Origin of the sequence: Peribacillus sp. NPDC101480 (assembly GCF_050277335.1) — a bacterium.
Taxonomy (GTDB): Bacteria; Bacillota; Bacilli; order Bacillales; family DSM-1321; genus Peribacillus.
Genome location: NZ_JBNNSB010000005.1, coordinates 26,466 through 52,079, shown reverse-complemented (window position 1 = coordinate 52,079; position 25,614 = coordinate 26,466). Strand labels below are relative to the sequence as shown.

Annotated in this window: 23 protein-coding genes and 1 pseudogene; 22 read left to right on the top strand and 2 right to left on the bottom strand. The window is 38.6% G+C overall.

The window, feature by feature from the left end:
- The first annotated feature begins 480 nt into the window (after nucleotides 1-480).
- The 13 genes and pseudogenes from ACQKMF_RS17390 to ACQKMF_RS17330 all read left to right on the top strand — a co-directional run bounded on the left by ACQKMF_RS17390 (nucleotide 481) and on the right by ACQKMF_RS17330 (nucleotide 14,211).
- Nucleotides 481-906, top strand: coding sequence for an OsmC family protein (locus ACQKMF_RS17390; protein WP_101222189.1), 426 nt, complete (start codon nucleotides 481-483; stop codon nucleotides 904-906).
- A 356-nt stretch (nucleotides 907-1,262) separates the two neighbouring features.
- Nucleotides 1,263-1,583 carry a hypothetical protein gene (locus tag ACQKMF_RS17385; RefSeq protein ID WP_063593579.1) on the top strand — a complete coding sequence of 107 codons (321 nt, stop codon included), beginning with the start codon at nucleotides 1,263-1,265 and terminating at the stop codon, nucleotides 1,581-1,583.
- Between the two features lie 723 nt (nucleotides 1,584-2,306).
- A complete protein-coding gene (locus ACQKMF_RS17380; protein ID WP_427574231.1) occupies nucleotides 2,307-2,768 on the top strand; it encodes a hypothetical protein in 462 nt (153 codons plus the stop codon).
- A 735-nt stretch (nucleotides 2,769-3,503) separates the two neighbouring features.
- Nucleotides 3,504-3,743: pseudogene (locus ACQKMF_RS17375) on the top strand (ArsR/SmtB family transcription factor); the annotation flags it as partial.
- Nucleotides 3,744-3,836: 93 nt separating this feature from the next.
- Nucleotides 3,837-4,229 (top strand): SRPBCC family protein, encoded by a 393-nt coding sequence (locus ACQKMF_RS17370; RefSeq protein WP_427574481.1) that lies wholly within the window; start codon nucleotides 3,837-3,839, stop codon nucleotides 4,227-4,229.
- A gap of 81 nt (nucleotides 4,230-4,310) precedes the next feature.
- A complete protein-coding gene (locus ACQKMF_RS17365; RefSeq protein ID WP_427574229.1) occupies nucleotides 4,311-4,904 on the top strand; it encodes a YdeI/OmpD-associated family protein in 594 nt (197 codons plus the stop codon).
- Nucleotides 4,905-5,683: 779 nt separating this feature from the next.
- Entirely contained in the window at nucleotides 5,684-7,627 is a 1,944-nt protein-coding gene (locus ACQKMF_RS17360) for a transporter substrate-binding domain-containing protein (protein WP_427574227.1), read from the top strand.
- Nucleotides 7,628-7,651: 24 nt separating this feature from the next.
- Nucleotides 7,652-9,028, top strand: a complete 1,377-nt coding sequence (locus tag ACQKMF_RS17355) for a sigma-54-dependent transcriptional regulator (protein WP_427574225.1) — start codon at nucleotides 7,652-7,654, stop codon at nucleotides 9,026-9,028.
- A gap of 162 nt (nucleotides 9,029-9,190) precedes the next feature.
- The gene (locus ACQKMF_RS17350) at nucleotides 9,191-10,198 is read left to right on the top strand and encodes a TAXI family TRAP transporter solute-binding subunit (protein WP_427574223.1); all 1,008 of its coding nucleotides are present in this window, start codon (nucleotides 9,191-9,193) and stop codon (nucleotides 10,196-10,198) included.
- Nucleotides 10,199-10,217: 19 nt separating this feature from the next.
- Nucleotides 10,218-11,318 (top strand): extracellular solute-binding protein, encoded by a 1,101-nt coding sequence (locus ACQKMF_RS17345; protein WP_427574221.1) that lies wholly within the window; start codon nucleotides 10,218-10,220, stop codon nucleotides 11,316-11,318.
- An 18-nt stretch (nucleotides 11,319-11,336) separates the two neighbouring features.
- Complete coding sequence (locus ACQKMF_RS17340) at nucleotides 11,337-12,497, top strand: ABC transporter ATP-binding protein (RefSeq protein ID WP_427574219.1); 1,161 nt, start codon at nucleotides 11,337-11,339, stop codon at nucleotides 12,495-12,497.
- The gene (locus tag ACQKMF_RS17335) at nucleotides 12,461-13,405 is read left to right on the top strand and encodes an ABC transporter permease (RefSeq protein WP_260357687.1); all 945 of its coding nucleotides are present in this window, start codon (nucleotides 12,461-12,463) and stop codon (nucleotides 13,403-13,405) included. Before ACQKMF_RS17340 ends, ACQKMF_RS17335 begins: the two co-directional genes overlap by 37 nt.
- Nucleotides 13,405-14,211 (top strand): ABC transporter permease, encoded by an 807-nt coding sequence (locus ACQKMF_RS17330; RefSeq protein ID WP_094246734.1) that lies wholly within the window; start codon nucleotides 13,405-13,407, stop codon nucleotides 14,209-14,211. Before ACQKMF_RS17335 ends, ACQKMF_RS17330 begins: the two co-directional genes overlap by 1 nt.
- 64 nt (nucleotides 14,212-14,275) lie before the next feature.
- Here the strand turns inward: ACQKMF_RS17330 and ACQKMF_RS17325 are convergent, their stop codons facing one another.
- The gene (locus ACQKMF_RS17325) at nucleotides 14,276-14,917 is read right to left on the bottom strand and encodes a hypothetical protein (RefSeq protein WP_101222180.1); all 642 of its coding nucleotides are present in this window, start codon (nucleotides 14,915-14,917) and stop codon (nucleotides 14,276-14,278) included.
- 111 nt (nucleotides 14,918-15,028) lie between these two features.
- On the opposite strand from ACQKMF_RS17325, the gene ACQKMF_RS17320 reads away from it, so the two are divergent.
- Together ACQKMF_RS17320 and ACQKMF_RS17315 are read left to right on the top strand one after the other, a co-directional pair.
- On the top strand, nucleotides 15,029-16,435 hold the full coding sequence (locus ACQKMF_RS17320) for an FAD-binding oxidoreductase (protein WP_101222179.1): 1,407 nt from the start codon (nucleotides 15,029-15,031) through the stop codon (nucleotides 16,433-16,435).
- The gene (locus tag ACQKMF_RS17315; RefSeq protein WP_427574216.1) at nucleotides 16,432-17,763 is read left to right on the top strand and encodes a (Fe-S)-binding protein; all 1,332 of its coding nucleotides are present in this window, start codon (nucleotides 16,432-16,434) and stop codon (nucleotides 17,761-17,763) included. Before ACQKMF_RS17320 ends, ACQKMF_RS17315 begins: the two co-directional genes overlap by 4 nt.
- 302 nt (nucleotides 17,764-18,065) lie before the next feature.
- Here the strand turns inward: ACQKMF_RS17315 and ACQKMF_RS17310 are convergent, their stop codons facing one another.
- Nucleotides 18,066-18,695 (bottom strand): homoserine/threonine efflux transporter, encoded by a 630-nt coding sequence (locus ACQKMF_RS17310; RefSeq protein WP_101222177.1) that lies wholly within the window; start codon nucleotides 18,693-18,695, stop codon nucleotides 18,066-18,068.
- A gap of 140 nt (nucleotides 18,696-18,835) precedes the next feature.
- Between ACQKMF_RS17310 and ACQKMF_RS17305 the strand changes: the two genes are divergently transcribed.
- The 7 genes from ACQKMF_RS17305 (at nucleotide 18,836) to ACQKMF_RS17275 (ending at nucleotide 25,558) form a co-directional block, all read left to right on the top strand.
- Nucleotides 18,836-19,663: a TrmB family transcriptional regulator gene (locus ACQKMF_RS17305; RefSeq protein WP_101222176.1), complete on the top strand. Its 828-nt coding sequence runs from the start codon at nucleotides 18,836-18,838 to the stop codon at nucleotides 19,661-19,663.
- A gap of 303 nt (nucleotides 19,664-19,966) precedes the next feature.
- Nucleotides 19,967-20,422: a HEAT repeat domain-containing protein gene (locus ACQKMF_RS17300; RefSeq protein WP_101222175.1), complete on the top strand. Its 456-nt coding sequence runs from the start codon at nucleotides 19,967-19,969 to the stop codon at nucleotides 20,420-20,422.
- Nucleotides 20,423-20,594: 172 nt separating this feature from the next.
- Nucleotides 20,595-21,413 (top strand): class I SAM-dependent methyltransferase, encoded by an 819-nt coding sequence (locus tag ACQKMF_RS17295; RefSeq protein ID WP_427574213.1) that lies wholly within the window; start codon nucleotides 20,595-20,597, stop codon nucleotides 21,411-21,413.
- A gap of 691 nt (nucleotides 21,414-22,104) precedes the next feature.
- A complete protein-coding gene (locus tag ACQKMF_RS17290; protein ID WP_427574211.1) occupies nucleotides 22,105-22,800 on the top strand; it encodes a GntR family transcriptional regulator in 696 nt (231 codons plus the stop codon).
- The gene (locus tag ACQKMF_RS17285) at nucleotides 22,793-23,710 is read left to right on the top strand and encodes a DMT family transporter (RefSeq protein ID WP_427574209.1); all 918 of its coding nucleotides are present in this window, start codon (nucleotides 22,793-22,795) and stop codon (nucleotides 23,708-23,710) included. Before ACQKMF_RS17290 ends, ACQKMF_RS17285 begins: the two co-directional genes overlap by 8 nt.
- A 318-nt stretch (nucleotides 23,711-24,028) precedes the next feature.
- The gene (locus tag ACQKMF_RS17280; protein WP_427574478.1) at nucleotides 24,029-24,352 is read left to right on the top strand and encodes a hypothetical protein; all 324 of its coding nucleotides are present in this window, start codon (nucleotides 24,029-24,031) and stop codon (nucleotides 24,350-24,352) included.
- Nucleotides 24,353-24,631: 279 nt separating this feature from the next.
- Entirely contained in the window at nucleotides 24,632-25,558 is a 927-nt protein-coding gene (locus ACQKMF_RS17275; protein WP_402937031.1) for a spermidine synthase, read from the top strand.
- The last annotated feature ends 56 nt before the right edge of the window (nucleotides 25,559-25,614 follow it).

Below are 25,614 nucleotides of genomic sequence, written 5' to 3'. Positions count from 1 at the left end.
CACTCCTGCCGAAAAGCTGGCTAGCCGAGACCTCACAGACGCTTGCGTCGAGAAGGATTGGCAGGCAGTCAGCGGAAAGGTAGCGGATTTCTTAAATCACCTGGAATGTTTTTTTGAGTGTTTCAATCTAAAATTTAATACAAAGTCGATTGGAACCAGTGTTCGAGACTCCTGCGGGAAGGGCGCGTCCAGAGGCGCACTGGGCGCAAGACCACCCATGGAAAGCGAGTGCCTTAAGGCAATGTTCAAATTTTACAGTATGACTAACTAATTAGGTATTGTGGGAAGAATATAAGGTATGGAAAGTCATCAAAAGTTAGAGTATAAGAAATCCAGAAGCCCAGTGCACTGTATATTTACGCACTGACCCCATTGGGGAAATATTTTTAAATAATTAAATGATATGCATTTACGTTAAATGGAAATACGGACTATTTTTAGAACAGAACAAAACAACAAGAAAGGGAGGAATTGAAATATATGAAGACAATGATTACATGGACAGGGGAACTGGCATTTTCTGGCACAACTCCGTCGGGACATGAAATTAAGATGGATGCTGCCGAAGAAGCAGGAGGAAAAAATAGCGGAGCCAGACCCACGGAGTTACTTTTACATTCTCTTGCTGGGTGCACAGGTATTGATATTGTAATGATATTAAAAAAAATGCGATTTGAAACAAAGGCCTTTCAAATAGAAATAGAAGGGGCACGATCGGAAAATCATCCTAAACGGTTTACCGATTTTCATATTCACTATTTATTAGAGGGTGATCTGCCTGAAGATAAAGTGGTCCGTGCAATTCAATTATCCAAAAATACGTACTGTTCAGTATATCACTCATTAAATGCCAACATTAAAATCAGCTATTCGATAAATGGTGTTAAAGGAAAACAAGAATTATAATTTAATGGCTTTAACTGAAGGTAGTTTATTCATTTTTCATATAAGAAAAACAGCCTTCATTTCATAATCAAATGGAGGCTGTTTTCGACTGAAATGAACATCCTTGTTTCACGGATAATCATCCATACCAAAAAGTGCAAATCTCAGCAAATAATCCCTCTACATGTTAATCCTAGTCGTATTTTTTAAAAAAATCATTCTCCAATTTATTTTCAAGGTAACATAACTCCATTTTTTCGAAGGAAAGGGTTTATTTAGTCAGCAAGTAATCAAAATGTAATGGTTTGTCATTGGAATGCCCTTGATGTTATGAGTTTATCCATATAAACTTTAGTTACTATTGAGGAGTGGTTAAGTTGAAAGAGATAACAATTGACAAATTAATTTTTAAAAATCATTTATCGATGATTGAACAATATTCATTGAAAGATTTCATGTTTAAGTGGCTCGGAAGCCCTGAAGAAGGATTAGATGATCTTCTTCCGCTTACATACACAGATCAAGTTTTTGCAAAAATGGAAACGACATTGGAGACAAAAATAAAGATTCACGGCGAAGAAACCTTCAGATATGTCACGATTACGGAAGATAATCAAATTGTAATAGGGGGCTTAGACTCGAATCAAGAGTTAAAGTTTAGAATTGTGTCCCTGGAGGAGCGATTGAAAAGCTACTAAAACTTTTGACTTAGCATTTTCAGACAGATAAATATTTTAGGCCGTTCCTTTTTATTTAAGGAATGGCCTTCAAACTGTCGACAAACTCGATAAAAATCTAGTTTGTCGACAGTTTTTTTACGGTTTTTACAATTTGAACGCTGATTTCCTCTCCAGGCACTCGCTTTCCACGGGCGGTCCGGGAGCCTTCTCGGCGCCTTTGCGCCTACGGGATCTCCCCTGGACTAGCTTTTCCCGCAGAAGTCTCGCACACCCGCTCCAATCAACTTTGTTTTAAACTTTTAGATAGAACCCTTTTGCCTAAAGTCTTCATTGTTAAAAATGGAATTACTAATACTTGAGGTGATGAGGATGCTTTCTAAACATTTTTCCATTCAGCTAGTCAACTGGAAATGATTACTTTATATCAACTGATGCCAGCTAACCATTTAGTTCGTAAAATTGAGGCTGCCAGTGACTTCTTTTTGAATTTATTAATTCCGAAGTCCTTTTGTCTACAAACTGAAGGCCGTTCCTTTTTATTTTTTTTATCACGTTTAGAGCAGCGTTAAATTCCATTTAAGGTTCATAAATGCACTAAAAGTAAAAGGAAAATCCATACCTAGAGTAAATCTTTAAATTTCTGGAATTTTGGATTAATTTAACAAAATATAAACGATTATAGATTTGTCTTAGTGTATTATAAAGTAATGAAGTCGATTAAATTAATTGGGGGGATTTGAGATGAGCGAGATGTTGAAAAGTTCGATAAAAATGCTTTTGAAAGAAACGTTTGAAGGACCGGGAAATGATGGGAGCTATTATACAGATTCAAGACCGAATACAGGGATTTTTGGGACACTTGATGGTTTAACCGCAGAAGACGCTTCACGTTCCATAAATGGATCAACCATTGCTGCTCACTCAGACCACACACGGTATTATTTATGGGTAATCCGAACAATGATTAGTGGCACAGACTTTGAAAAAGACTGGGACGAAAGCTGGACCATTGCTCAAGTTGATGAGGTGAAATGGGCGGAAATAAGGGAGGGATTACATAAGGAATATGTAACTCTTTTCAAAGAAATCGATACAATCGATTTAGGAAAATGGCTGACAAATGTAAATGCGACCATTGCCCACTCAGCTTATCATCTTGGAGCATTACGTCAAATGTTAAAAAGTCTTGAAATAGACAAATAATTTATTATATCGAGGGTTTGTAATTGATTTCCTCTTCAGGCACTCGCTTTCCGCGGGCGGTCCGGGAGCCTCCTCGGCGCTCTCCTACGGGGTCTCCTTGGACACGCTTTTCCCGCAGGAGTCTCGAACACCCGATCCAATCAACTTGAAAGTTGAATTTAAAATTTGTTCACCATTAATTCCCCCGTATCACCCTCACCCTCTGGATTTCCTCCTATCAAATGTGTCTCATATCTGCTTTCGGATATCGGGGGATATACTTCCTTTCTCGAATGATACGATCATAATCTCTACCCAATTTGTCTAGTGAATCAAGGAATAATAAACCTCCGCCCTCGCGAATGATTAAGAGCATTGCCTGATATTGATGCCGGTTAAATTCTTTCCACTTTGCTTATCAATGAGGATATATCGCTGCTTACTTCCAAGCTTACGAAGTTTTTTAGGATGCCCGTTTTCGATTCTGATCTTTTGCAAAAAAAGCGGCTAACAATTGGTTATTTATGTATAAGTGTTAGTTTCTTAACAAATGTACTGTATCAAACAGGGAAATTTAGTTGTAAAAGGATCTAATAAGGTTGAAGCTTAATCTTTTGAACAACTAGAAAATAAGGAACCTATATACTTGATGATAGGAGAATAAAACAAATACCATGTGTCAATACTAAAATTGACAGGACACCGATTGGTGTCATATAATAAAAGACACCAATCGGTGTCCAATTAAAAGGGGGGGTGATTTTGAACGAGAAAAATCAAGAGCGTGATATTTATGCAGCCATCGCTGACCCAACAAGACGTAAATTGCTACGTTTGTTGGCGGACGTGGAAGAATTGCCACTCAATGAGTTGACTATACATTTTGAAATGGGCCGTACTGCGGTTTCAAAGCATTTGACAATCCTTAAAGAGGCTGGTCTCTTAATCAGCAGAAAGATCGGCAGGGAAACGCGTTATCGGCTGAATGCTGCCCCGTTGAGGGAAATTGAGGATTGGGTATCGTTTTACAGGAAATTCTGGAGTGAAAGAATGCTGCTTTTAAACCAAATATTAGAGGAGGAACAAAAGATGAATTTAACAGTATCACAAGATTTTAATTTTAAGAGCCCAATCGAGAAGGTATGGCTCGCCTTAACGGATGCAAATACTCTTGCGAAGTGGGTAATGGCTAATGATATTAGACCTGTCGTCGGACATAAATTTCAGTTCCGGAATGAACAGTGGAATTTAGTTATCGATTCCGAAGTTCTTGAAGTTGAGGAGCCTTATAGATTATCTTACACTTGGGTAGGTAGCGGGATAAACACTACAGTCACATGGACATTAAAGCACGAGGATGGAACAACCTATTTACATCTTGAACAATCAGGATTCGAAAAAGAAGATCAAGCGTTCAATGGTGCGAAATATGGTTGGGCGAAAATGGGCGAAGATCTTAATAAATTGTTAGAGGAAATGTAAGATCAAATCTCTGAACCTGTTTTTTAGTTTTTAGCTAACGCATAAGAAAAGCAAACTGCTCGGAAAGAGGAGTGTTCCGTGATGTCAAATAGTAGAATGAATCCTAAGGTTGATGAATTTTTAGGTAAAGCTAAAAAGTGGAAGGAAGAATATGAGACGCTGAGAAATATCGTTCTTGACTGTGGGCTGACCGAAGAATTTAAGTGGATGCATCCTTGTTACACGTTTGAGAAAAAAAACATCGTTTTAATACATGGATTTAAAGAATATTGTGCGCTTCTGTTTCACAAAGGTGCCTTGTTAAAGGATACCCATGGGATTCTAATCCAACAAACGGAGAATGTACAGGGGGCGCGCCAGATTCGGTTCACCAATCTTCAAGAAATAGTTGCAACGGAAACCATTCTGAAAGCCTATATTCATGAGGCCATTGAAGTTGAAAAAGCCGGTTTGGAAGTGAATTTTAAAAAGAACGAAGAATTCATAATTCCTGATGAGCTTCAAAACAAATTCGATGAAATCCCTGCCTTGAAAACTGCTTTTGAAGCATTGACCCCGGGACGGCAAAGAGCATACATTCTTCATTTTTCTCAACCGAAACAATCTAAAACTCGAGAGTCAAGAGTTGAAAAATGTATGCAGAATATTCTCAATGGAAAGGGATTAAAGGATTAGTATATTCGATAAGAAAAAAAAGTAATGATCCTTAAAGAAACTAAGTAATGAAAATAATGTGTTATTCCATTATAGGGTGCTTTTATCGAGTAACAAAAAAGCCCAATTTCTCAATTTAATACTGGGAAATTGGGCTTTTTTTGAAATTCCGATTTAGGAAAATGGCTGACAAATGAAAATGCGACCACTGCCCACTCAGCTTATCATCTTGGAGCGTTACGGCAAATGTTAATAAGCCTTGAAATGGAAATTACTTTAACATAAAAATGCCAATGCATCTATATGTTCCGAAGTGTCTCAATGCCAACCATGATTTTAAAGAAAGACATGTTTATCCTTCATTTTTTTAGAATGAAACCCCCATTAGATTGAAGAAATATGCGAGACTCCTGCCCGAATAACTGGCTAGCAGAGTCTAAACAGACGCTTGCTTCGAGGAGGCTTGGCAGACAGGCGGCGGAAAGGGAGCGAAATTCTGAAATCAACTGGATTTTTAAAAAAAGCAAACTGGCTCTTCTTCTAATTTAAAATAAGAAGTCTATCTCTACCCTAAACCCCAGCAAAGGTTGCTGGGGTTAAATTTATTTGTTAAGACAGAATTACACAACTTTTTGTAGGAAATTGTTAGATTGTGTCAAGAATTCTTTGCATTTTAAAGGGTTCAAGCCCTTATTGGAGAAGTATATTATCATGGTGCGAGAAACACTGACTGCAAGGATTTTGACACAGAAGGAGGGCTCTTAATTAAAAAGCAGCTGTTTAAACTAAGTATATTTTGCATGATAGTCTATGTTCAAACGATTTGGTCTCCCGCTGTTTTTGCTGAACAAAAGACTTTTATAATTGCTGGAGAAAGTGCTCTTCCTCCATTTTCATTTGAAAATGAAGCTGGTGAGCTGACAGGCATCAATATTGATTTAATGGAGGAAATAGCAAAATATAATGGCGTAGATTTCAAATATATTCCGATGAGGATGGAAGAAGCCGAAAAAGCCTTGAGTAACGGAACAATTGATGCCATTGTTGGAAGTACCTATAATACCGAAAAAGATAACCGACTTGATTTCACTCAATCCTATTTTACAATGTCCCAATCAATAATCATTCCTAGTAAAAGGAAACAGGAAATTCATACGTTAACGGATCTACGTGATTCACATGTTGTCCTTGACCATAACACTCCAGTAATCAGTACTTTTCTCAATATGAGGAATACAAATTTAACGACCGTTTCGAATCAATACTCGGGTATTTTAACATTATTGAACAACCGTGCAGATGTATTCATCGGAAACAAATGGACTGCTGATTTCTATTTGAAAAAATTCCGCCAAGAAAAGAATTACATCATTCTTGATGAAGTCATTGAACCGGCGGATTATACGATTGCAGTAAAAAAAGGGAATCAATCGCTTCTTTTCATGATGGATAATACACTGACAGAACTTAAAGCAAACCGGAATATCAATGGGATAATTGATAAATGGGTCATGCCACAATCCAATCAAAAAATTGCTAGGCTGGAGCAATTCATATTCTGGTTGATTATCAGCTTAACTGCAGTAGCCCTTATCCTACTATTCATTTACATATGGAATCAAAAGCTAAAAAAATCCGTTCATAACCAGACGTTAAAATTACATTTATTAAATAAGGATTTAGAGAAACAAAGGCAAAACATCGCTAACGCAGAAGCATTCAAAGATCAAATCTTAAACAATATCAATAATGGAATCATAACATTCGATCTCGATTTCATGATTACCAGCTGCAATGCAAAGGCATCGGACATTCTCAACATTTCCAAGGAAATGATTCTGAATCTTATGAATCATTCACAATTAATGAAGAATTTCGAAGCTTTACATCAAGAACAAAGGGAGAATAATCGTACGGGTTCTTTTCGGATCTTTGTACTTAATGAGGAAAATGAACAGAAGATGATTTCATATTCGATGCATAAGATGTTCAATTCTGAAGATATACAAACCGGATATTTGCTTTCCATGAGTGATGAGACCGAAAAGAAAACATTGGAGAAAAAATTGGTCACACAAGAAAAGCTGCACGCTCTTGGTCAACTCGTTGCAGGTGTCGCACATGAAATAAGGAATCCTTTGACATCGATAAAAACATTCATTGATTTACTTCCGAGTAAATATGATAATCCTCAATTCCGACAAGTTCTAATGGAACACTTGCCTACAGAAGTTAATCGTTTGAATGCGATTGTTACCGATTTAATTGAATATGCACGTCCTCGTCCGCCAAATATTACCAATTGTCACGCTCATGAACTTATATCATTACTTGCTTTTCATAAGGTGACAATGGAAAAAAACCAAATAAATTTCGAGCAGACGATTGAGGAGGACCTTATTTTTTATATAGATTTACAACAAATTCAACAAGTACTTCTTAACTTGGTGTTGAATTCGATTCATGCCGTTGAAGAAACAAAGGAAAAGACCATTAATATCACCATTGATAAAGAGAACGAAAAGACAGGGCGGATTACCATATCCGATACAGGAAAAGGGATGAAACAGGAGGAACTGTACCATATTTTCGAACCTTTTTTCACAAATAAAGAAAAGGGAGTCGGTTTGGGACTTACGTTATCGTATAGGCTAATTAAAGAGAATAACGGAGATATCCATGTGAAGAGTTATCCTAATTCAGGAACGAAATTCACCATTTTACTACCTTTATATATCGAATAGAAGCCTGGAAAGAGGAGGAGTAATATGAAAATGCATGTATTGGTGATTGATGATGAACCTGCTATTTGCACCGCTCTTAGCTTTGCATTGGAAGATTCCTATCAAGTCGTAACAACTACTGACCCCGATGAGGGTCTTCGAAAGATCGAGAATCAGCACTTTGATATTGTGTTACTTGATTTGAGAATAGGGAATAAAAGTGGACTTGATGTCCTACAGAAAACCAAACAAATAGCACCTAACGTGACAGTCATCATGATGACTGCCTATTCATCCATTGAAACTTCCATCGAGGCTATAAAAAAAGGAGCCTACTACTATATTGAAAAGCCAATTAATATTGAAGAACTTTCTTTGCTGTTGATGAGGGCAGCCGAATTCAAACAGATGTCCAATCAATTGGAGACATTACATGAAGAATTAGAGATTCAAAAGGGATTTGGTAACTTCCTTGGTAACAGCAAGGCGATGCAGCGTATTTTCTCAATGATAGAAAGAGTGAAAGATATTGATTCCAGTGTTCTTATCACGGGTGAGAGTGGTACTGGTAAGGAGCTTGTAGCCCGAAACATCCATACGCTGGGAAGAAGGAAAAACAATCCCATGCAGATTGTCAATTGTGCAGCAATTCCTGAGATGCTGCTGGAATCTGAATTATTCGGTTACGAGAAGGGAGCATTTTCCGGTGCAACTCAGAGGAAGGAAGGGAAATTCGTTGCTGCTAATGGAGGCATCCTTTTTCTGGATGAGATTAGTGAAATGCCCCTTCCTCTTCAAGCTAAATTATTAAGGGTATTGCAGGAACGGGAAGTGACGCCACTGGGATCCAATACAAAAATCTCATTGGATGTCCGGATTATAAGTGCAGCCAATAAAAACCTGGAGCAAATGGTGATGGAAGGGGAATTTAGGGAGGATTTGTATTTCAGGCTAAATGTCATTCCCATCTCGATGCCGCCTTTAAGAGATAGAAAAGAAGATTTACCGATCCTTATGGATTATTTTTTAAAAAAGCACGCTAAGGATATGAAACGTGAAGAAAAGACATTCTCGGCAACCGCACGTCGAATTTTACTGGATTATCATTACCCTGGGAATGTCCGTGAGCTTGGTAACATTATAGAATATGCTGTGGCCCTATCAAACTCGAAAAGAATGGAAGAAACCGATTTGCCGCAATATGTACAAGAACAGAAGTTCATTCTCCAGCCGGATGGCAATGACGACGATTTTAACAGTTTTAGGATTCCCATTGGCATTTCCATGAAAGAGATAGAAGAAAAGGTCATAACGGCGACTCTTCAATATTGTAAAAACCATCGACAAAAAACAGCTCAAATCTTAAAAATTTCTGAAAGAAGCCTTCGTGATAAAATCAAGCTCATTTCAAAAGGAGAATAACAGGATTATCGTGTTAACCGGCATTTTTTTCTGTGTAACCGGAAAAAATTGCCGGTTTATACTTGAGTAACACCCAAAAAATCGGCAGGATTTGCGTATTAAAGCAGAAAATCGACTTGGCATGATATTTGCATCTAAATTCATTAAGAAAGGAGGGCCAAGATGAAGAATGGAGCACTCTTTATAAAAGTCGCTTTGTTATTTTGTTTCATGACAGGATGTTCTTTTATGAATGAGCAGCAGGAAATTTCTAAACCTGCTTCTACCTTGATTCAGAGTCAACTAACTTCTGAAGGACAGGATTTAAATAATAGGATGCTAATCATTGGGACTGGAGATATGACAGGTGTTTATTTTTCATTAGGACAAAGATTATCAAATATGTATGAAAAATATAATGGAGCTGTGTCAGGAACCCAGGTAACCGATGCTTCCATCGAAAATACTGAATTGGTTAGCCTCCATCGGGCAGAAATTGGTTTTACCACAGTGGATGTACTGGATTTGCCAGAGACGGATAAATCCAAGTTAAGAGCTTTAACGGCCCTATATTCTAATTATGTTCAAATTGTTACTGCTAAACAAAATGATATGGATTCCTTAGAAGATTTAGTTGGTAAACGCATTAGTGTGGGAACGGCAGGAAGCGGTACAAGACTTATTGCAGAGCGGGTATTGTTAGAATCTGATTTACCGACTGAACAATTGAATTTATCTTATCTTTCTTTTTCACAATCCGCAGAAGCATTACGAAATGGTACCATTGATGCAGCTTTCTTTTCTTCGGGAATTCCGAATAATGAAATCGCTTTCATATCCAAACAAATGGAGCTATCTTTCATTCCAATACCAGGAGACATCATTGAACGTCTTCAGAAACAATATGGAGTTTATACTCATGATGAAATTCCTAGAGATACATACAGGGGAATGAAGAAAAATGTCCAAACTATTTCAATTAAAAACGTCTTGGTAACCTACAAGGAAATGTCTGACCCTCATGCATACAATCTTGTGAAAACATTATATGAACATCTGCCTGAACTGCAGCATACACATCCGGCTGCTTCTGATATTTCAATAGATGAAGCAACCAAACAAGTTCCACTCGATTTTCATCCAGGAGCCATGAATTATTTTACCGAACAAGGAATTATTGAAAATCAATGAAAAATGGGAGGCAATGACAATGAAAAAACTGATGAGTCTATTATCGATAATAGTATTGATCGCTCTTGCGGGTTGTGGTAACCCCACTCCTCAAAAACCGGGGGAATCCGTACAAACAAGTGCAGGGGAAAAAGGAGAGAAGAAAATTACGATAGCCGGTAATGGCGGTGTCATTGAAAGTGCCATCCGAGATGTGATTGCACCAAAGTTCAAAGAAGAAACGGGAATCACTGTTAATTATATTTCCGGTTTATCAGGTGAAATCCTATCCAAAGTCGAATTACAGAAAAACGCTCCGCAAATAGATGTTGCCCTTTTTGTACCGGTTGATGTAATTCGCGCTCAGGAGAAGGAACTGATCGTACCAATTGATGAGTCCAATGTTCCCAATATGAAATCGGTGGACCCGCGTTTCATTCCGATTGAAAAGGCGGCCGCACCAGCATTCGGTTTAGTCATTGCACCAGCTTATAATACGGAAACCTTCAAAAAGAAAGGGTTAAAATCAATTGAATCCTGGAATGATCTTGTTTCTCCTGAGTACGAGGGTAAAACGGCATTTTCAGATATTACGAATGATTGGGGCTTCAATACCCTTAATGGTCTGGCGATATCAAACGGCGGCAGTACGGAAGATATGGAGCCAGGTCTAGAAAAGGCTAAAGATCTTGCAGCGTATTCCAATACATTTTATAAAAACTCAACGCAAATGATGCCAGCAATCCAACAAGGAGCTGCTGACGTAACGGTCATGGGAAGTTATTCCATAGGTGAACTAGCCGTTTCAGGCATTCCGATTAAGATGGCCGTGCCTAAAGAAGGCGTGCCGCTTCAAGCCTTCAGCGCAGGTCTAGTGAAAAATACACCTAATAGCAAAGAAGCCCTTGAATTTATCAACTATGTAATCAGTGAAGAAGCTCAAGCATTAATTTCCGAAAAAGGATTTTATCCGACGGTAGAAGGCATGAAAATCCCAGAGAAATATGAAGAGTCAATCGGTCTTGAAGCAAGTGATAAAACATTCAAACCTGATTTCGCCAAATTTGCCGAAATCCGTGCCGAGGTGTCAGACAGATGGGCGAAAGAGGTTACTCCTGAATTAGGGAAAAAACTCAAATAAAAGGAGCGTGTTGATCACATGGAAGTATTAAAAAAAGATGTGGAAATTAATAGGCAGCACCTGGAGGCAGTTCAGGGGTTCGGTTCAAATAAAAATGATGTAGAGATAAAAGGCGCGTTTAAACAATTTGGAGCGAATGTTGTCCTCAATGGCATTGACCTGGAGGTGAAACAAGGAGAGTTACTCACTCTTCTTGGGCCTTCCGGTTGCGGAAAGTCAACAACCTTGAACCTCATTGCAGGGTTCCTCGATGCAGATCGGGGCGAGGTTCATATTAAGGGCAATAATGTTACGAAGGTTCCGCCTTATAAGCGAGATTTAGGAATGGTTTTTCAAACTTATTCGCTTTTTCCTCATATGACTGTCTATGAAAATCTTAGTTTTGGCTTGAAGCTGCGCAAGGTCGGTAAAGCTGAACAAAAAAAGAAAATAAGTAAAGCGCTTGAATTAGTGAAAATGTCAGGATTGGAAAATCGTTATCCAAGGGAATTATCTGGAGGGCAGCGTCAGCGTGTTGCGATTTCCAGGGCACTTGTAGTTGAACCGGAGCTCCTTTTGCTTGACGAACCGCTTTCAAACCTTGATGCAAAGCTGCGCCATGAACTCAGGGCCGAGATAAAGCGTTTACAAAAGGAAATTGGCGTAACGACCATTTTTGTGACTCATGATCAAGAAGAAGCTCTTTCCATGTCTGATCGGGTCGTGGTCATGAATGCAGGGAAAATTGAACAAATCAGTACACCGACTGAGATTTACAATCATCCTAAGACAGAATTCGTCTTTCAATTCATCGGGAAATCGAATTGTTTTGAAGGGAATGTGTCTGCTGTGGATAAGCGGAAAGTTTCAGTCAAGATAGGGCCTGATATCACTCATGTTGATGCAAATAACATCATGGGAAATGATAGTGATTTGAAAACCGGGGATGAGGTGAAGCTTTATATTAGACCAGAAAAACTGCAAATTGTTTCTCTTGATGAAAAAACTACATCTCCTTTGGATTTCCACCGTGCTAAGATCAGCCAAATTAATTATCTTGGTACCTCATGGGAAATCAATGTTCTATTACAGGGGAAAAGTATTCAAGTATTAGCTTCCGCTTTCGATTCATCATGGCAAAATGGAAGTGAGGTGTTGATTGGATGGAGCCCATCAGAAGTTATGCTAGTCAAGAAATAGAAAAGGATACGAATCCTATTGAGCCGCAAAAGAAACCTAAAATCAAGAAAAGGAAAGTATGGGTGCCAGGATTACTCCTTTTAACGCCTATTCTACTTTTCATATTCGGTTTCTTTGTCATCCCGATGTTATACATTTTATATTTAAGCTTCATATCCACAGATAATCTGGGAGGAGCGGAGGCAGTTTATAGCCTGAAAAACTATACACAATTATTTTCCGATAGCTATTACTTATCTTCTTTATGGCTGACAGTGAAGATCAGTTTATATTCGGTCTTGGTTGCTTTATTTCTTGGATATCCGGTAGCCTTGACGATGGCCAAAAGTTCAGCGCGGGTCAGAGGGTATATCACTCTCTTGATCGTGTCACCGCTCTTGGTAAGTATTGTTGTCCGTAATTTTGGCTGGTACCTCCTGCTATTGCCTAACGGAACGATTAATCAAACCTTGATGGCCCTTGGCATAATAGATGCACCATTGAAACTATTGTTTTCGGAAATCGGAGTTGTGATCGGGCTTTCCAATGCATATCTTCCTTTCATGATCTTATCCATCGTTGCGAGTCTTTATAATATCGATCCTTCTCTCGATAAGGCAGGAGCCATACTTGGGGCAAGCCCATTCAGAAGGTTCTTTTCGATTACATTGCCGCTAAGTATCCCTGGTATCGTATCTGGCTGCATTCTCGTATTCAGTTTGTCAATGAGTGCTTATGTAACCCCTGCACTGATGGGGGGAGCCAATGTGCCAGTGATGCCTGTTGTCATCTATGATCAAATAAATAACCTGCTGCATTGGACTTTCGGATCTGCACTTTCTTATATTCTATTAGCAACCACTGTCATATCAGTAGCGGTCTTTACCAGAGCGTTTGAAAAAGGGAAATTCAAGGAGGTATTCCGATGATGAAAACGTTTGGCGGCCTGCGGATCGCTGTTGCCGTGTTGGCCATTATCTATATCTTGATACCGCTCATTGTCGTTATTCCCGCTTCTTTTACAAGTGCCAATTATCCAAGTTTTCCGGCTGAAGGCTTCTCACTTCAATGGTATGCCAAGATCTTGGAGCGTCCTGAATTTTTGGAAGCATTTTTGAACAGTGCGAAGTTCGCAGCATTAGCTGCCCTTTTCTCCGTCATATTCGGCACTTTGGGTGCCCTTGGCATCGCAAAGTATGATATACCTGGAAAATCGTATATTACGGCCCTATTAACTTCACCATTAAGTGTGCCGCAATTAGTCTTAGGGATTGCACTTTTAATGTACTTTACACCAATGATGCTTGCCGGTACGTCTACGGGATTTTTAATTGCCCATATCGTCATTTGCATACCTTATGTTATGCGGCTCGTCTTAACCGGTTTAAGTGGATTTGATTACAATCTCGAACGGGCTGCTGCCATTCTAGGAGCGAATCCATTAACAGTATTCATGAAAGTGACTCTGCCGCTAATTGGATCCGCGGCCATCTCAGGGGGATTATTCGCATTTTTGACATCATTTGATAATGTAACGGTCTCTCTCTTTATGGTATCACCGGAAATGAGAACGCTGCCGATCGAGATTTTCTCGCAAATGCAGGATGCCTACAATCCAATCGTTGCATCCGTGTCAAGCGTGGTTATTTTCATATCAGTCCTTCTAATCGTAATTCTTGAAAAAATTCAAGGTGTCGGGAAAGTTTTTGGCGGTTCCCATCATACAAACGGTTAAAAACGATATATAAGATGTGACAAACGATCATGCTTGCTAAGCTCTGATTTTTTTCGAAGAAAACTCAACTGTACGTTCCATTCAAATGATCGAAACACCTTTTGGCAGCCAATAGAGGGGCCGTTAGGACAGGAACAGAAGGATTAACCTGCTTTGCAATATGTTCCATACTATATTGTGAAAGCAAAATCACTTCTGTCTTTCCATCCAATTGTTCCACCATCTTTTTAACCCGATCGTCATGTTCCTTTCTTTTTCCTTGTGATAATAAATGGATGATCCCTGGATCGACCAATGACTCGATCATACAGTCCGGATTCTTATTTAATAAGTAATTTTGAAGGGCAATCGGTGTTTCTTTTACGGTTGAAACCAGGCCGATGCTAGTGTAGCGAAGTGCTTCATCAAGCATGGCTTCATCTGAACGAAATAACTTTACAGGATATAGAGGTTGTAAAATTGCAGTGATGTCATTAAAGGCGGAGCAAGTAAGTTGGATGCATGAAACGTCAGACCCATAGGCTATATTCACTAATGAAGAAAAGCGGCGGGTGATTTCCGGAGTTAACTTGCCGCTCTTTTCCATCAAGGGGAGAAGACCCGTGTCCATGAAATGAAGGAGTTCAATGTTCGGAGCAACTGTCCGAAAGGCCACTTCAATTGGTTTTAGTGCAGTTGTGGTTGCGTGAATCAATGCAATTTTCAAAAAAATAACCTCCTTTTTTTCATCATTATATCTAGCAGGATCATAAAATCCCATTATATTACATATAAATAGTTCTTTTCCAACTTACTATTAAGAAAGGAAGTGAAAAGCATGGAGAAAGAAGCCTTGGACGATCTTAGTCAGGTAATACCAGGTGACAGAATGTTCCTTGATTTGGCAGAAAGGTATTGTTATAGCTATGACGCTTCTTTTGGGGAATATTTACCTGAAATCGTTATACAGCCAAAAAATGCGGAGGAAATCAGTAAAGTGGTTAAATTGGCTAATACTCACAAAATACCTGTTTACCCTAGAGGATCTGGAACTTCGCTAAGTGGCGGCCCTTTACCTGTTAAAGGGGGGATGGTTCTTGATATGACCCTTTTACGGGATAAATTGATCATTGATCGGGAAAATATGCTTGCCATTGTCTCTCCAGGTGTAATTACGGCAAATATTCATAAAAAGGCTGAAGAAGCCGGCTTGTTCTACCCGCCGGATCCAAGCAGCTCCAATGTAGCCACTATAGGCGGGAATCTATTAGAAAACTCCAGCGGGCCAAAGGGATTGAAATACGGAACGACAAAAGAATATGTGATAGGCCTGGAGGTGGTAACCCCGACGGGAGAAATCATTCGTACTGGCGGAAAGACCGTAAAAAATGTAACAGGGTATGATTTGACCCGATTGATCGTGGGATCGGAAGGTACTTTGGGCATCGTTACTGAGGCAATCATCCGCTTAATACCAAAACCTCAATCTAAACAAACATTTGTCGCCCATTTCAATCATTTGATAGACTCTGGCCATGCCATTACCAGCATTTTATCGTCAGGAATTCTACCATCTGCACTGGAATTGATGGATAATGCTTGCATCCGTGCAGTTGAAAGCTATCGGCCTTCCGGTTTGCCTCTTCAGGCAGAAGCCATTTTGATCATAGAAATAGATGGTCACCCATTGGCGATTGAGGAAGAAATCAATAAATGCGCCAATATATGCAGGGCGGAAGGTGCTTCCTATGTCAAGATAGCGGAGACAGAGGAGGAACGACAAACGATTTGGAGTGCGCGTAAATTGGTCTCCCCGGCCATTACACAAATGGGTCCTACAAAAATTTCTGAAGACGCGACCGTTCCACGCAGTCAAATACCGGCGATGATGGAGAGATTAAACAAGATCCGGGAGAAATACGGGTTGAACTTGGTTGTATTCGGCCATGCAGGGGATGGCAATTTACATCCTAACATCATTACTGATAAACGAAATATTACGGAAATGAAAAAAGTGGAGCTTGCAGTCAGTGAAATTTTTGAAGCAGCAATCGAACTAGGCGGAACCCTTTCCGGGGAACATGGCATCGGTACTTTAAAGTCACCATATATGGAAATGGAATTAGGAATAACAGGGGTGAATATGATGAAAAAAATAAAAGAAGCATGGGATCCCAATAATATCCTGAATCCAGGTAAGATTTTTCCTGATAAAGGCCAGACAAGGGTCGTGTTGGTTACATGAATCTACCTGTCAAAGCGAACGAGACAAATGCAGCGCTCCAAAATTTATATTCTAATGTCTATGATTGGACAAACCAATGCGTTAAATGCGGTTACTGTTTACCAGCATGTCCTACATATGAATCAATGGGTGTTGAATCCGCCTCTCCACGCGGTCGAATCAATCTAGTGAAAATGGCAGCCGAAGGAAAAATAGATTTCCAAAAAGATTTAGCTGAACCGATCGACCTATGCTTGGGCTGTCGTGCTTGTGAAACAGCATGTCCTGTCGGAGTGCCATACGGACATATACTGGAAGCGGCAAAAGAAGCCATTGAAAACTCCCCATCAGCAAACCAAAAAAATAATATGACTAAGATCAAAAAAATGGCATTGGTTCATCTTTTTCCATATCCAAAACGAATGAATAGGATTGGAAGTGCAGTACATCTCTATCAAAAAACAGGCTTATCCAAGCTTATCCGTTCAACAAATGTACTGCAAAAGGTTTCCCCTGCCCTTGCACATTTAGAACAAGCACTTCCAGCCATCGAGCCGTCCTCCAAACGAATCCGGACAGGTATGATAATGCCAGCAAAAGGGGAAACGAAATTAAAGGTGGCTTTTTTTAATGGGTGTATCATGGATTCCATGATGTCACGAATAAACCGCCTTACCATTGAGTTGCTCACCTTAGTGGGTTGTGAGGTCATTCTCCCTGAAAATCAGAATTGCTGCGGAGCCCTGCATTCCCATCAAGGTGAAATAAAACAAGCGAAAGCGTTGGCAAAGAGGAATATCCAGGCCTTCATGAAAACAGATGCGGATGTCATTGTAAATAACGCAGGAGGCTGCGGCGCCTCGCTTCTTGAATATGGACATCTATTGTCAGATGATCACGAATGGGCTGGGGCGGCAAGGGCTTTTTCGGAAAAATCAAAAGATATCAGTCAAGTTCTTCATCAATTGGGGCCGCTTCCCTTTACTGAAGAATGGCAAGGCATCGTATCTTATCAAGATTCATGTCATTTACGCAATGTTCAAAAGGTCCAAAAGGAACCTCGTTTATTATTGCAATCCATACCAAGGGTTTCCTATGTGGAAATGGAAGGGTTTGACCGCTGCTGTGCATCAGGAGGTATTTACAATCTTCTCCACTTTGATGAATCCATGAAAATTCTTGATGAGAAAATGAAGAACTTAAAAGAAACCAAAGCAACAACCGTAGTGACGGTTAACCCTGGATGCCAAATGCAAATGAGCATTGGCATCCAGAGGGAGGGAGCGGCGAACCAAATGAAAAGTATGCACCTTGTTGAAATACTTGCCAAGGCTTGTGGCTTGGATTGACAGGATGCTTAAACTTCATAGTAGGGATTACCCGTCAGTATTTTCTTCTCTTATGAGAAAATACTGACGTTTTTATGTTAGGAACTTGATCATTCTCCATTGATGATGTAAGGCGAAAAATATCTTTGCAGATCAATATTGCAGCGCCATATATACGGATGGAAGATTTTAAGGAAGCTTTTTCTTTAAAACTATCGGTGCAGGTTAGTTTACAGTATGTTAGCTGTACGTTACATACTTATAAAAAAACCGTTCAATTTTCTGAACGGATGGAATCAAAGAAGATGTGTTGGTAAATGAAATTAAATTCCTGTTTTTATACCAAAACCAATTAATATTAAGCCTGTTGATTTTTGGAATGCTTTTTGGAATTTGGAGTTGTTCATCCATTTTTTTGCATAATCAATTAGATAAACAAGAAATAGAAACCACAATACAGCGAGTAAGGTTAATATGAAAGCTAATATAATCAATTGCTGGTTTACATTTCCATTCAAATTGATAAATTGCGGCATGATTGTAATATAAACTAAAACGGTCTTTGGATTAAGAATATTATTAAGTAATGCTTGCATAAAGGAATCTTTATTATGTCGATTTGAATGCTTTGCAGGTGTATTTGCTTGTGCTTGAATTTCCTTTAAAGAAAAGACGCTTTTAGCAAAAAAACTTTTTATTCCTAAATAAATTAAATAGGCAGCTCCCAAATATTTGATTGCACTGAAAAGAATCACAGACTTTGCAATCACAACAGATAGTCCAAGAATTGCAATAAGCGTCCAAAAAGAAAGTCCCGTTGCCATTCCGAGAACCGTATACCGTCCCGCTTTGGTACCATGGCTAAGCGTGTTTTTCACTAAGAGCATAGTATCTGCTCCTGGTATAATAACCATCATTGCAACAATTGATATGTATGTAAGTAAGCTATCCATACTATTTCTCCCTTACTTCTTATTAGTTGCTACTTAAGTAACTACTTATGTAAGTATATTAGATGAAAATGGAAAGCGTCAACAGATTTTGTTAAAATATTAGTTACAAAGGTAGCGACTAAGGTTGTTTTGGAGGGATTATGAAAGAAAACATTTTAGAAACATTAAAAAATCTAAATTTTACCGAATATGAAGCGAAAGCATATCTTACCTTATTGGAAGAATCGCCATTAACAGGCTATGCAGTCGCAAAAAACTCCGGTGTACCACGTTCAAGAATATATGAAATTCTGGACAGTCTTGCAATAAGAGGAGATATTCTGGTTAGTCCTGGAAACACACCTCAATATACGCCTGTACCTGCAAAGGAGCTAATAAAAAACCGTCGGATAAAAGCAGAAGAGAATTTTGAACGGGCAGAAAAATCATTAGCGGAGTTTGAACGTTCTGCAAATGACCGTGAAAATATATGGAATATCATGGGACGCAATGAAATACTCGATAAGGTAAAAGCTTGTATATTATCTGCTAAAAAAAGAATACTTTTAGAGATATGGGAAGATGAATTCGAAGAATTAGAGTATGAACTGAGACAGGCAGCAAATAAAGGAGTCAATGTAACAATTATTGCCTATGGGGAAATCGTCTGTGATTTTGCTAATGTTTACCTCCATTATATGGGCTATGCAATTACAGAAGAGTATGGCGGACGATGGCTTGTTATCAGTGGAGATGATTCAGAAGTAGTAGCAGGCATTGTTTCGCTTGGCAAAGATAGCCGTGCAGCATGGACCATGCATGTAGGATTAGTGATGCCCATTACAGAAGTTATGATCCATGATTTGTATCTGATGGAAATCATGGAGAAGCATAGAGAACTATTAGAAGAAAGTTTTGGTGAAAACCTCGCCGATTTACGTAAAAAGTTTTCTATCCATCCAGATTATAAAAAACATTACGTGGACTAGATTTGTGCTTTTAATATCTGCATACTTCATAGTCAACTATGGGGCATGAATCCAGGCAGGATTTATGCCTTTTACTGTTGAAGCTACTTATTGAGCTATAGGTGCAGGTAAGTTTGTAGAAGCAAAGCATCACACCCCCGGCACCCGACTGATTGAGGATACAACAGATGAATAACAAATTTAACTATATTAAAATATAGAAAAGGGTATAATAAGGAATGTAATAAACCATTCCTGGTAATGGGATTATTGTAGTATCGGATTAACATTTTTGATATCCGGATTACTAAGACAGAAGGAGAAATGATTCATTTGAACAACAAAGAAACAAAGGGTATCGAGTTACCTGCCAACTATGAGGAATTAAAAAAATCTGCCAATCGCAAATCTAATTGGAGAGAACGTTTAGATGCGATCGAAGAATTAGGTCAGTCAAAAAATAAACAAGTAATCGACATTCTCACAAATATCATGAGTAATGATTCTGTATATAAAGTTCAAGAGGCCGCCTACCGTCAATTGAAAAGTTTAGGTGAAAATGTTCAATTGCCAGCAAGGAAAAAAGGCGAGTTGGTTAAAGGTTTGACCAAAATCTTAGTCAGGATCAAGAAGAGTTTACCAGAAAATCACACATATACTGAATTCAAAGAGAAACTCCAGAAGATGAGAATGGATATATATGATACATATGAGGGTGAAAAAGGAGCTGACTTTGATAAATGGCTTGAAAATACGTGGTCAGCTTTATCGAAAAGATAAAAGTATAAACAAATAAGCAATAGTTGATAAAGGAGCAAAGTTTTTGCTCCTTTTTCTTATGTGTAAAACAAAGTTTTAGCTATAGTATGCTAATATATTTAAAAGAGGAAGTATTTGGCTGTTTGCTTTAATTTGAAAATCGATAAATACATACGAATTCAGGGGAGAAAAGATGACAGATTATATTGAACTTTGGAAACAGGCGATGGCAGATCATACAGGAAACATACCTAACAGGCTAAAGGATGATGCTGCAGAAGAAGCTTTTTGGGCTTCCAAGGTTGCAGCGAAAAAACAACATAAAGCGGACCCTTATGCAAAACTTGTGCAGCAAGAGCTATTGGCATTATTAAAACAGGATGATCATGTATTGGAAATCGGACCTGGATGGGGTAATTATACATTTGAAATTGCAAAAGAAGTCAGGAAGCTAACTTGTTTAGATAGTTCCAAAAGCATTATTAATTTTTTGGAATCCCAGGCGAACGAAAAAGGTTTCGAAAACATGGAGTTGATTCATGATAAGTGGGAAAGTGAGACAAAAAAAGTCAAATATGATGTAGTATTTGGTTTTAACTGTTATTACCGTATGACAGAAATCGGTCAAACCTTATTAAAAATGAATGATTCTGCAGCTCGATTAGTGATAGTAGGTATGACAACCGGACCAGAAAAACCTCATTATATGGAATTGAAGCAACGAGGATATACGATCAATTTAAGAAAAAGGGATTACATACACATCTTGAATGTTTTGTATCAACTTGGAATACTGGCGGACTGTAAGATCGTTAAATTGAAAAGTAAAAAAATCTATTCCACCTATGAAGAAGTGATCCGAGATAATACAACAAAAATTCTTGATGATCATTTTTCTTATGATGAAGTAAAAACGGTCCTAAATAAATATGTGTTGGAAAAAGAGGGAGTTTTCGAATACGAATATCCGTTTCATGCAGCTTTGATGTATTGGAATCCAAGGTTAAATTAACAATTTGATTACCTTTTTCACTGAGTTCTTTACCTTCTTTTTGAGGTACTTCAGGAAAAAGGTATTTTTTCTGTTGGATATTCGCAAAATAATATTAACAAGGGTACAAAAATTGATGATAAAACGGAGTGTGAATGATAAATGAAAGAAATATCCGAAAAGAGATTTTGTGAAACTTGTAAAAAAGAGACAGTTCATACAGTAACTGAAGATGCATTGGAAATAGAATATTCATGTAATGTGTGCGGTCAGCACCAAGATATTTTCAAGACATTTTTTTAGAAACACCGAATTTCACATAATATGGTCAGTAAATTGAAGAAGTATTCATTTCATTTGCGAAAACTATCTAATCTTTGTGAGTTCTAAGAGCATTAAACTAAAATGCCGTAAGTCTCAGTCTAGTGTTCTAAGAATTTAAAAATACATACTATGGATATTCTGAAAAATAGAACTATTTTTCAGTGAATCGTTGTAAATCTTAAAGCTCGAGGACTCATGGTAGAAGGATTACTTTCATCATTCCAAAAGAAATGTTTTTACAATGGAAGGATTCCCTTTTATCATGTAAAAATGTGCTTGATGTTTTAAGAAAGTATCAAAGATTTAAATTTTCTATAATTTCTTTCTACGGCACGCAATATGTGATATATTGCATATTATATATCTGTATTTTAAGGAGGTATAGCCGTTGAAGCATACAAATTCATCTCAAAAAATAAAACGTACTTCTGTACGTGAAGAAGCATACATGATCTTGCGGGATTGGATTGTGCAGGGAATCCTAACGCCAGGCCAGCAATTACGCGATAAAGAATTAGCCGAGCAGTTGGGAGTAAGCAGAACCCCAATAAGAGAAGCACTATTAAGGCTTGAGGATGAGGGATTTGTCGAGACCAAGCCGAGCCGTTCAACTATTGTTTCCCCTATTAGATTCGATGGGGTATTAGACATATACTCCATTGTTTGGACACTGGAAAAGCTGGCTATGGAACAGGCTTTTGATTTCATTGAAGAAAACCACTTAATAGAAATGGAAGCCATCAATCATGAAGTGAAAAAAGCAATCGACGAAGGAAATCAAATAGTCGCCGTTCAGAAAGATAATGACTTTCATTCCATTTACATCAATCTTTCTACAAATGATGAATTGAAGCGGATTCTATCGGGACTTAAACAAAAACTTATACGAATGGAACTTTTTTATTTCAATCAGGTAAGTGATGTTCACCTTTCCGTTGATGAGCATGATCAGATTATACAGGCATTAAGGAATGAAAATCTCACTATGGTGCTTAAGGTGATAGAAAAGAATTGGAAAGAAAGTTATTTAAGAATTCAAGCCCATACGGAACGTGTAAAAAGCGGGGTAGAAAAAAATGAGTAATGATACTTTAGTTGCTATATCACCTTCAAGAAACAAAGGGATTGCACTAGTACTGACTGGCGCTGCGTTATGGGGAGTGTCAGGGACGGCAGCTCAATATCTGTTTCAGCAGCAAGGTTTCAGTCCTGAGTGGCTCACTGTTGTACGCTTGTTGCTATCTGGAATCATCTTATTGGGTGTCGCTTATAAGAATGAAAGGCTGAAAGTTTTTGAGATTTGGAAAACCAAAAAAGAGGCGCTTCATATTATCCTTTTTGCCATTCTGGGAATGCTCGCTGTTCAATACACATATTTTGCAGCGATTGAACATGGCAACGCAGCCACTGCCACTGTCCTTCAATATTTGGCACCGGCCCTGATCACTTGTTATTTAGCCATTCGCTCCAAACGTTTTCCAAGCATTACAGTGAGTGTAGCTGTGATCATAGCGATTTTAGGCACCTTTTTGCTTGTGACGGGAGGAAGCATACGTACATTATCCATTTCCGGGTGGGCAGTATTTTGGGGAGTAACATCAGCCTTTGCATTGGCATTCTATACATTGCAGCCTTATAAACTCCTTTCTAGATGGGGAGCGATGATTGTTGTGGGATGGGGCATGTTGATTGGAGGCATATGCTTTAGCATCATCCATCCCCCATGGGCATTTGAAGGCAATTGGACGTTACCTTCATTTTCAGCGGTTTTATTCATCATCATTTTTGGTACGATCATTGCTTTTTATTTTTATTTGGAAAGTACCAAATTCATCTCGGCTTCTGAGGTAAGTTTATTTGCTTCGGTTGAACCATTATCCGCAACCTTAATATCCGTTTTCTGGCTGAATGTAACCTTCGGCTTTGCCGAGTGGCTTGGCACGCTTTGCATTATTAGCACCATTACGATTTTATCCATCGTAAAAAACAAGTAATGTCAGATCTAATTAAACTAGGCGAAAAAAATTAATAATCCACCGTGTGAGTGGATGAAGCACGAACATATATTTCTAAAAAAAGCAATTACACTTCATGTGAATTGCTTTTTTTGTATTTTACGAGTATTACGCAACATTTGGCTATTCAAAAGCCGTTATCGAAGAAAAGGAATCTTCAGCAATAAATGGGACGCAGACTGAGGTCATTCAACAACTGAAAAATGGACCTATTTGAATTGTATAGAGATCCTGAACTTAATGTTAAACCGGCTCAACTAGGGTGGAGCGTATTACAGCGAAGCGGCCTGCAGTCTCATCAATTCGATTTACAATGATAAGCGGGATATTCAGCCAGTCAATATACGCAATTACGGGGCGATAGCGAGTATTCCAGATGAATCAGCCAATGAATCTGGTCACCAAAGAAGGGCCAAGACAAATCAGCATTGGCGATCTGCCAGTAGCAGTCCAAGATTGGTCCAGCAAATTAATTCTTTTGAAAGGATCGCTGCTGAAGCTGTCACAGGAGATTATCATAAAGCTTTAGTGGCGATGACGATAAATCCTATAGTACCATCAGACACCATTGCCAAAAAATACTGGATGAAATGCTCGAAGCGCATAAAGGAGACCTGCTGAAATTTTAATGAAGTGAAATCATGACTTAAATCAACACTTATGGCTTTTGGACCAAAATAGATCACTCCCTGTTAGATTCTGAACCGGTAGTGATCTATTTTATTAAGGATTCCTTCTATCTGCACTACTGATATCCCAAGTGAGTCATTATATTAAGATTCATGAACAGTAACTTTCTCCCAATAAAATTAATGGGACAATTGTGCAAACGTTCTAGCAAGGGCCTTCATATACTAGCCTTAACGGAGACATTACATCAAAGATAAAGAGGAGATTAAAATGAATAATAAGAATGGGATGCAAGACGAAAGCCGAACGTTTAACGGCGGAGATATCTGGGACCAAATTGGTCTCAGGGAAATTAAGGCACTCAAGCATAAAGTCCTTCATGAAAGGATTAGCAAATATCAGGATATCAATGTAGTGGAAGCTAAAGATATAAGAATGTATCTCAATGAACAACTGCAGTTCTCATCATTGGATGAACGCATCTATCATGAGGCACTCGTTCATCCTGCGATGGCTCTGTCTAAAAAACGGAAACGCGTCTTAATTTTAGGGGGAGGAGATGGACTAGCCCTTCGAGAAGTCCTCAAGTACAGTGATGTCAAACGTGTTGATCTTGTTGATATCGATTCGGAAATCATTAAAGTAGCAAAGAGTGTTCGCAAGATTGTAAAGCTTAACGAGGGATCATTCCTTGATAAACGTGTAAAAGTTCATATCCAGGACGCCCAGAAATACGTTTCGTCAAATACTCGCAAATATAATGTGATCATTGTGGATTTCCCGGACCCAGCAAATGAAATCTTAGCCAAATTATACACAAAAGAGCTTTTTAGCCATCTATACAGTTTCCTTGCAGATGAAGGCGTACTCGTCTGTCAATCCAATTCACCGGATGATGCCCCGCTCGTTTATTGGAGTATAGGACAGACAATCGGGAGTGTTGGGTTCGATGTCATGAGTTACCACACAATCGTTCCATCTTTTGGTGACTGGGGCTTTCATATAGCTGCAAAGGAATTCAGGACGAAACGCATGGATAAACTATCAATTAATGTCCCCTATGGAACTCTTCCAAAAGATTTATCTTCTTTGTTTCAATTTAAGAATTATCACCTTTATGGGCGTATCAATGCCGAAGTAAATACACTTGATCAACTCACACTTCATCGCTTTTATCAGCAGGAAATGGATTATTGAAATCTATTTTAGGGATTCGCCAACTTTTATTTATTATGTTGGCGATATTTTTGTAT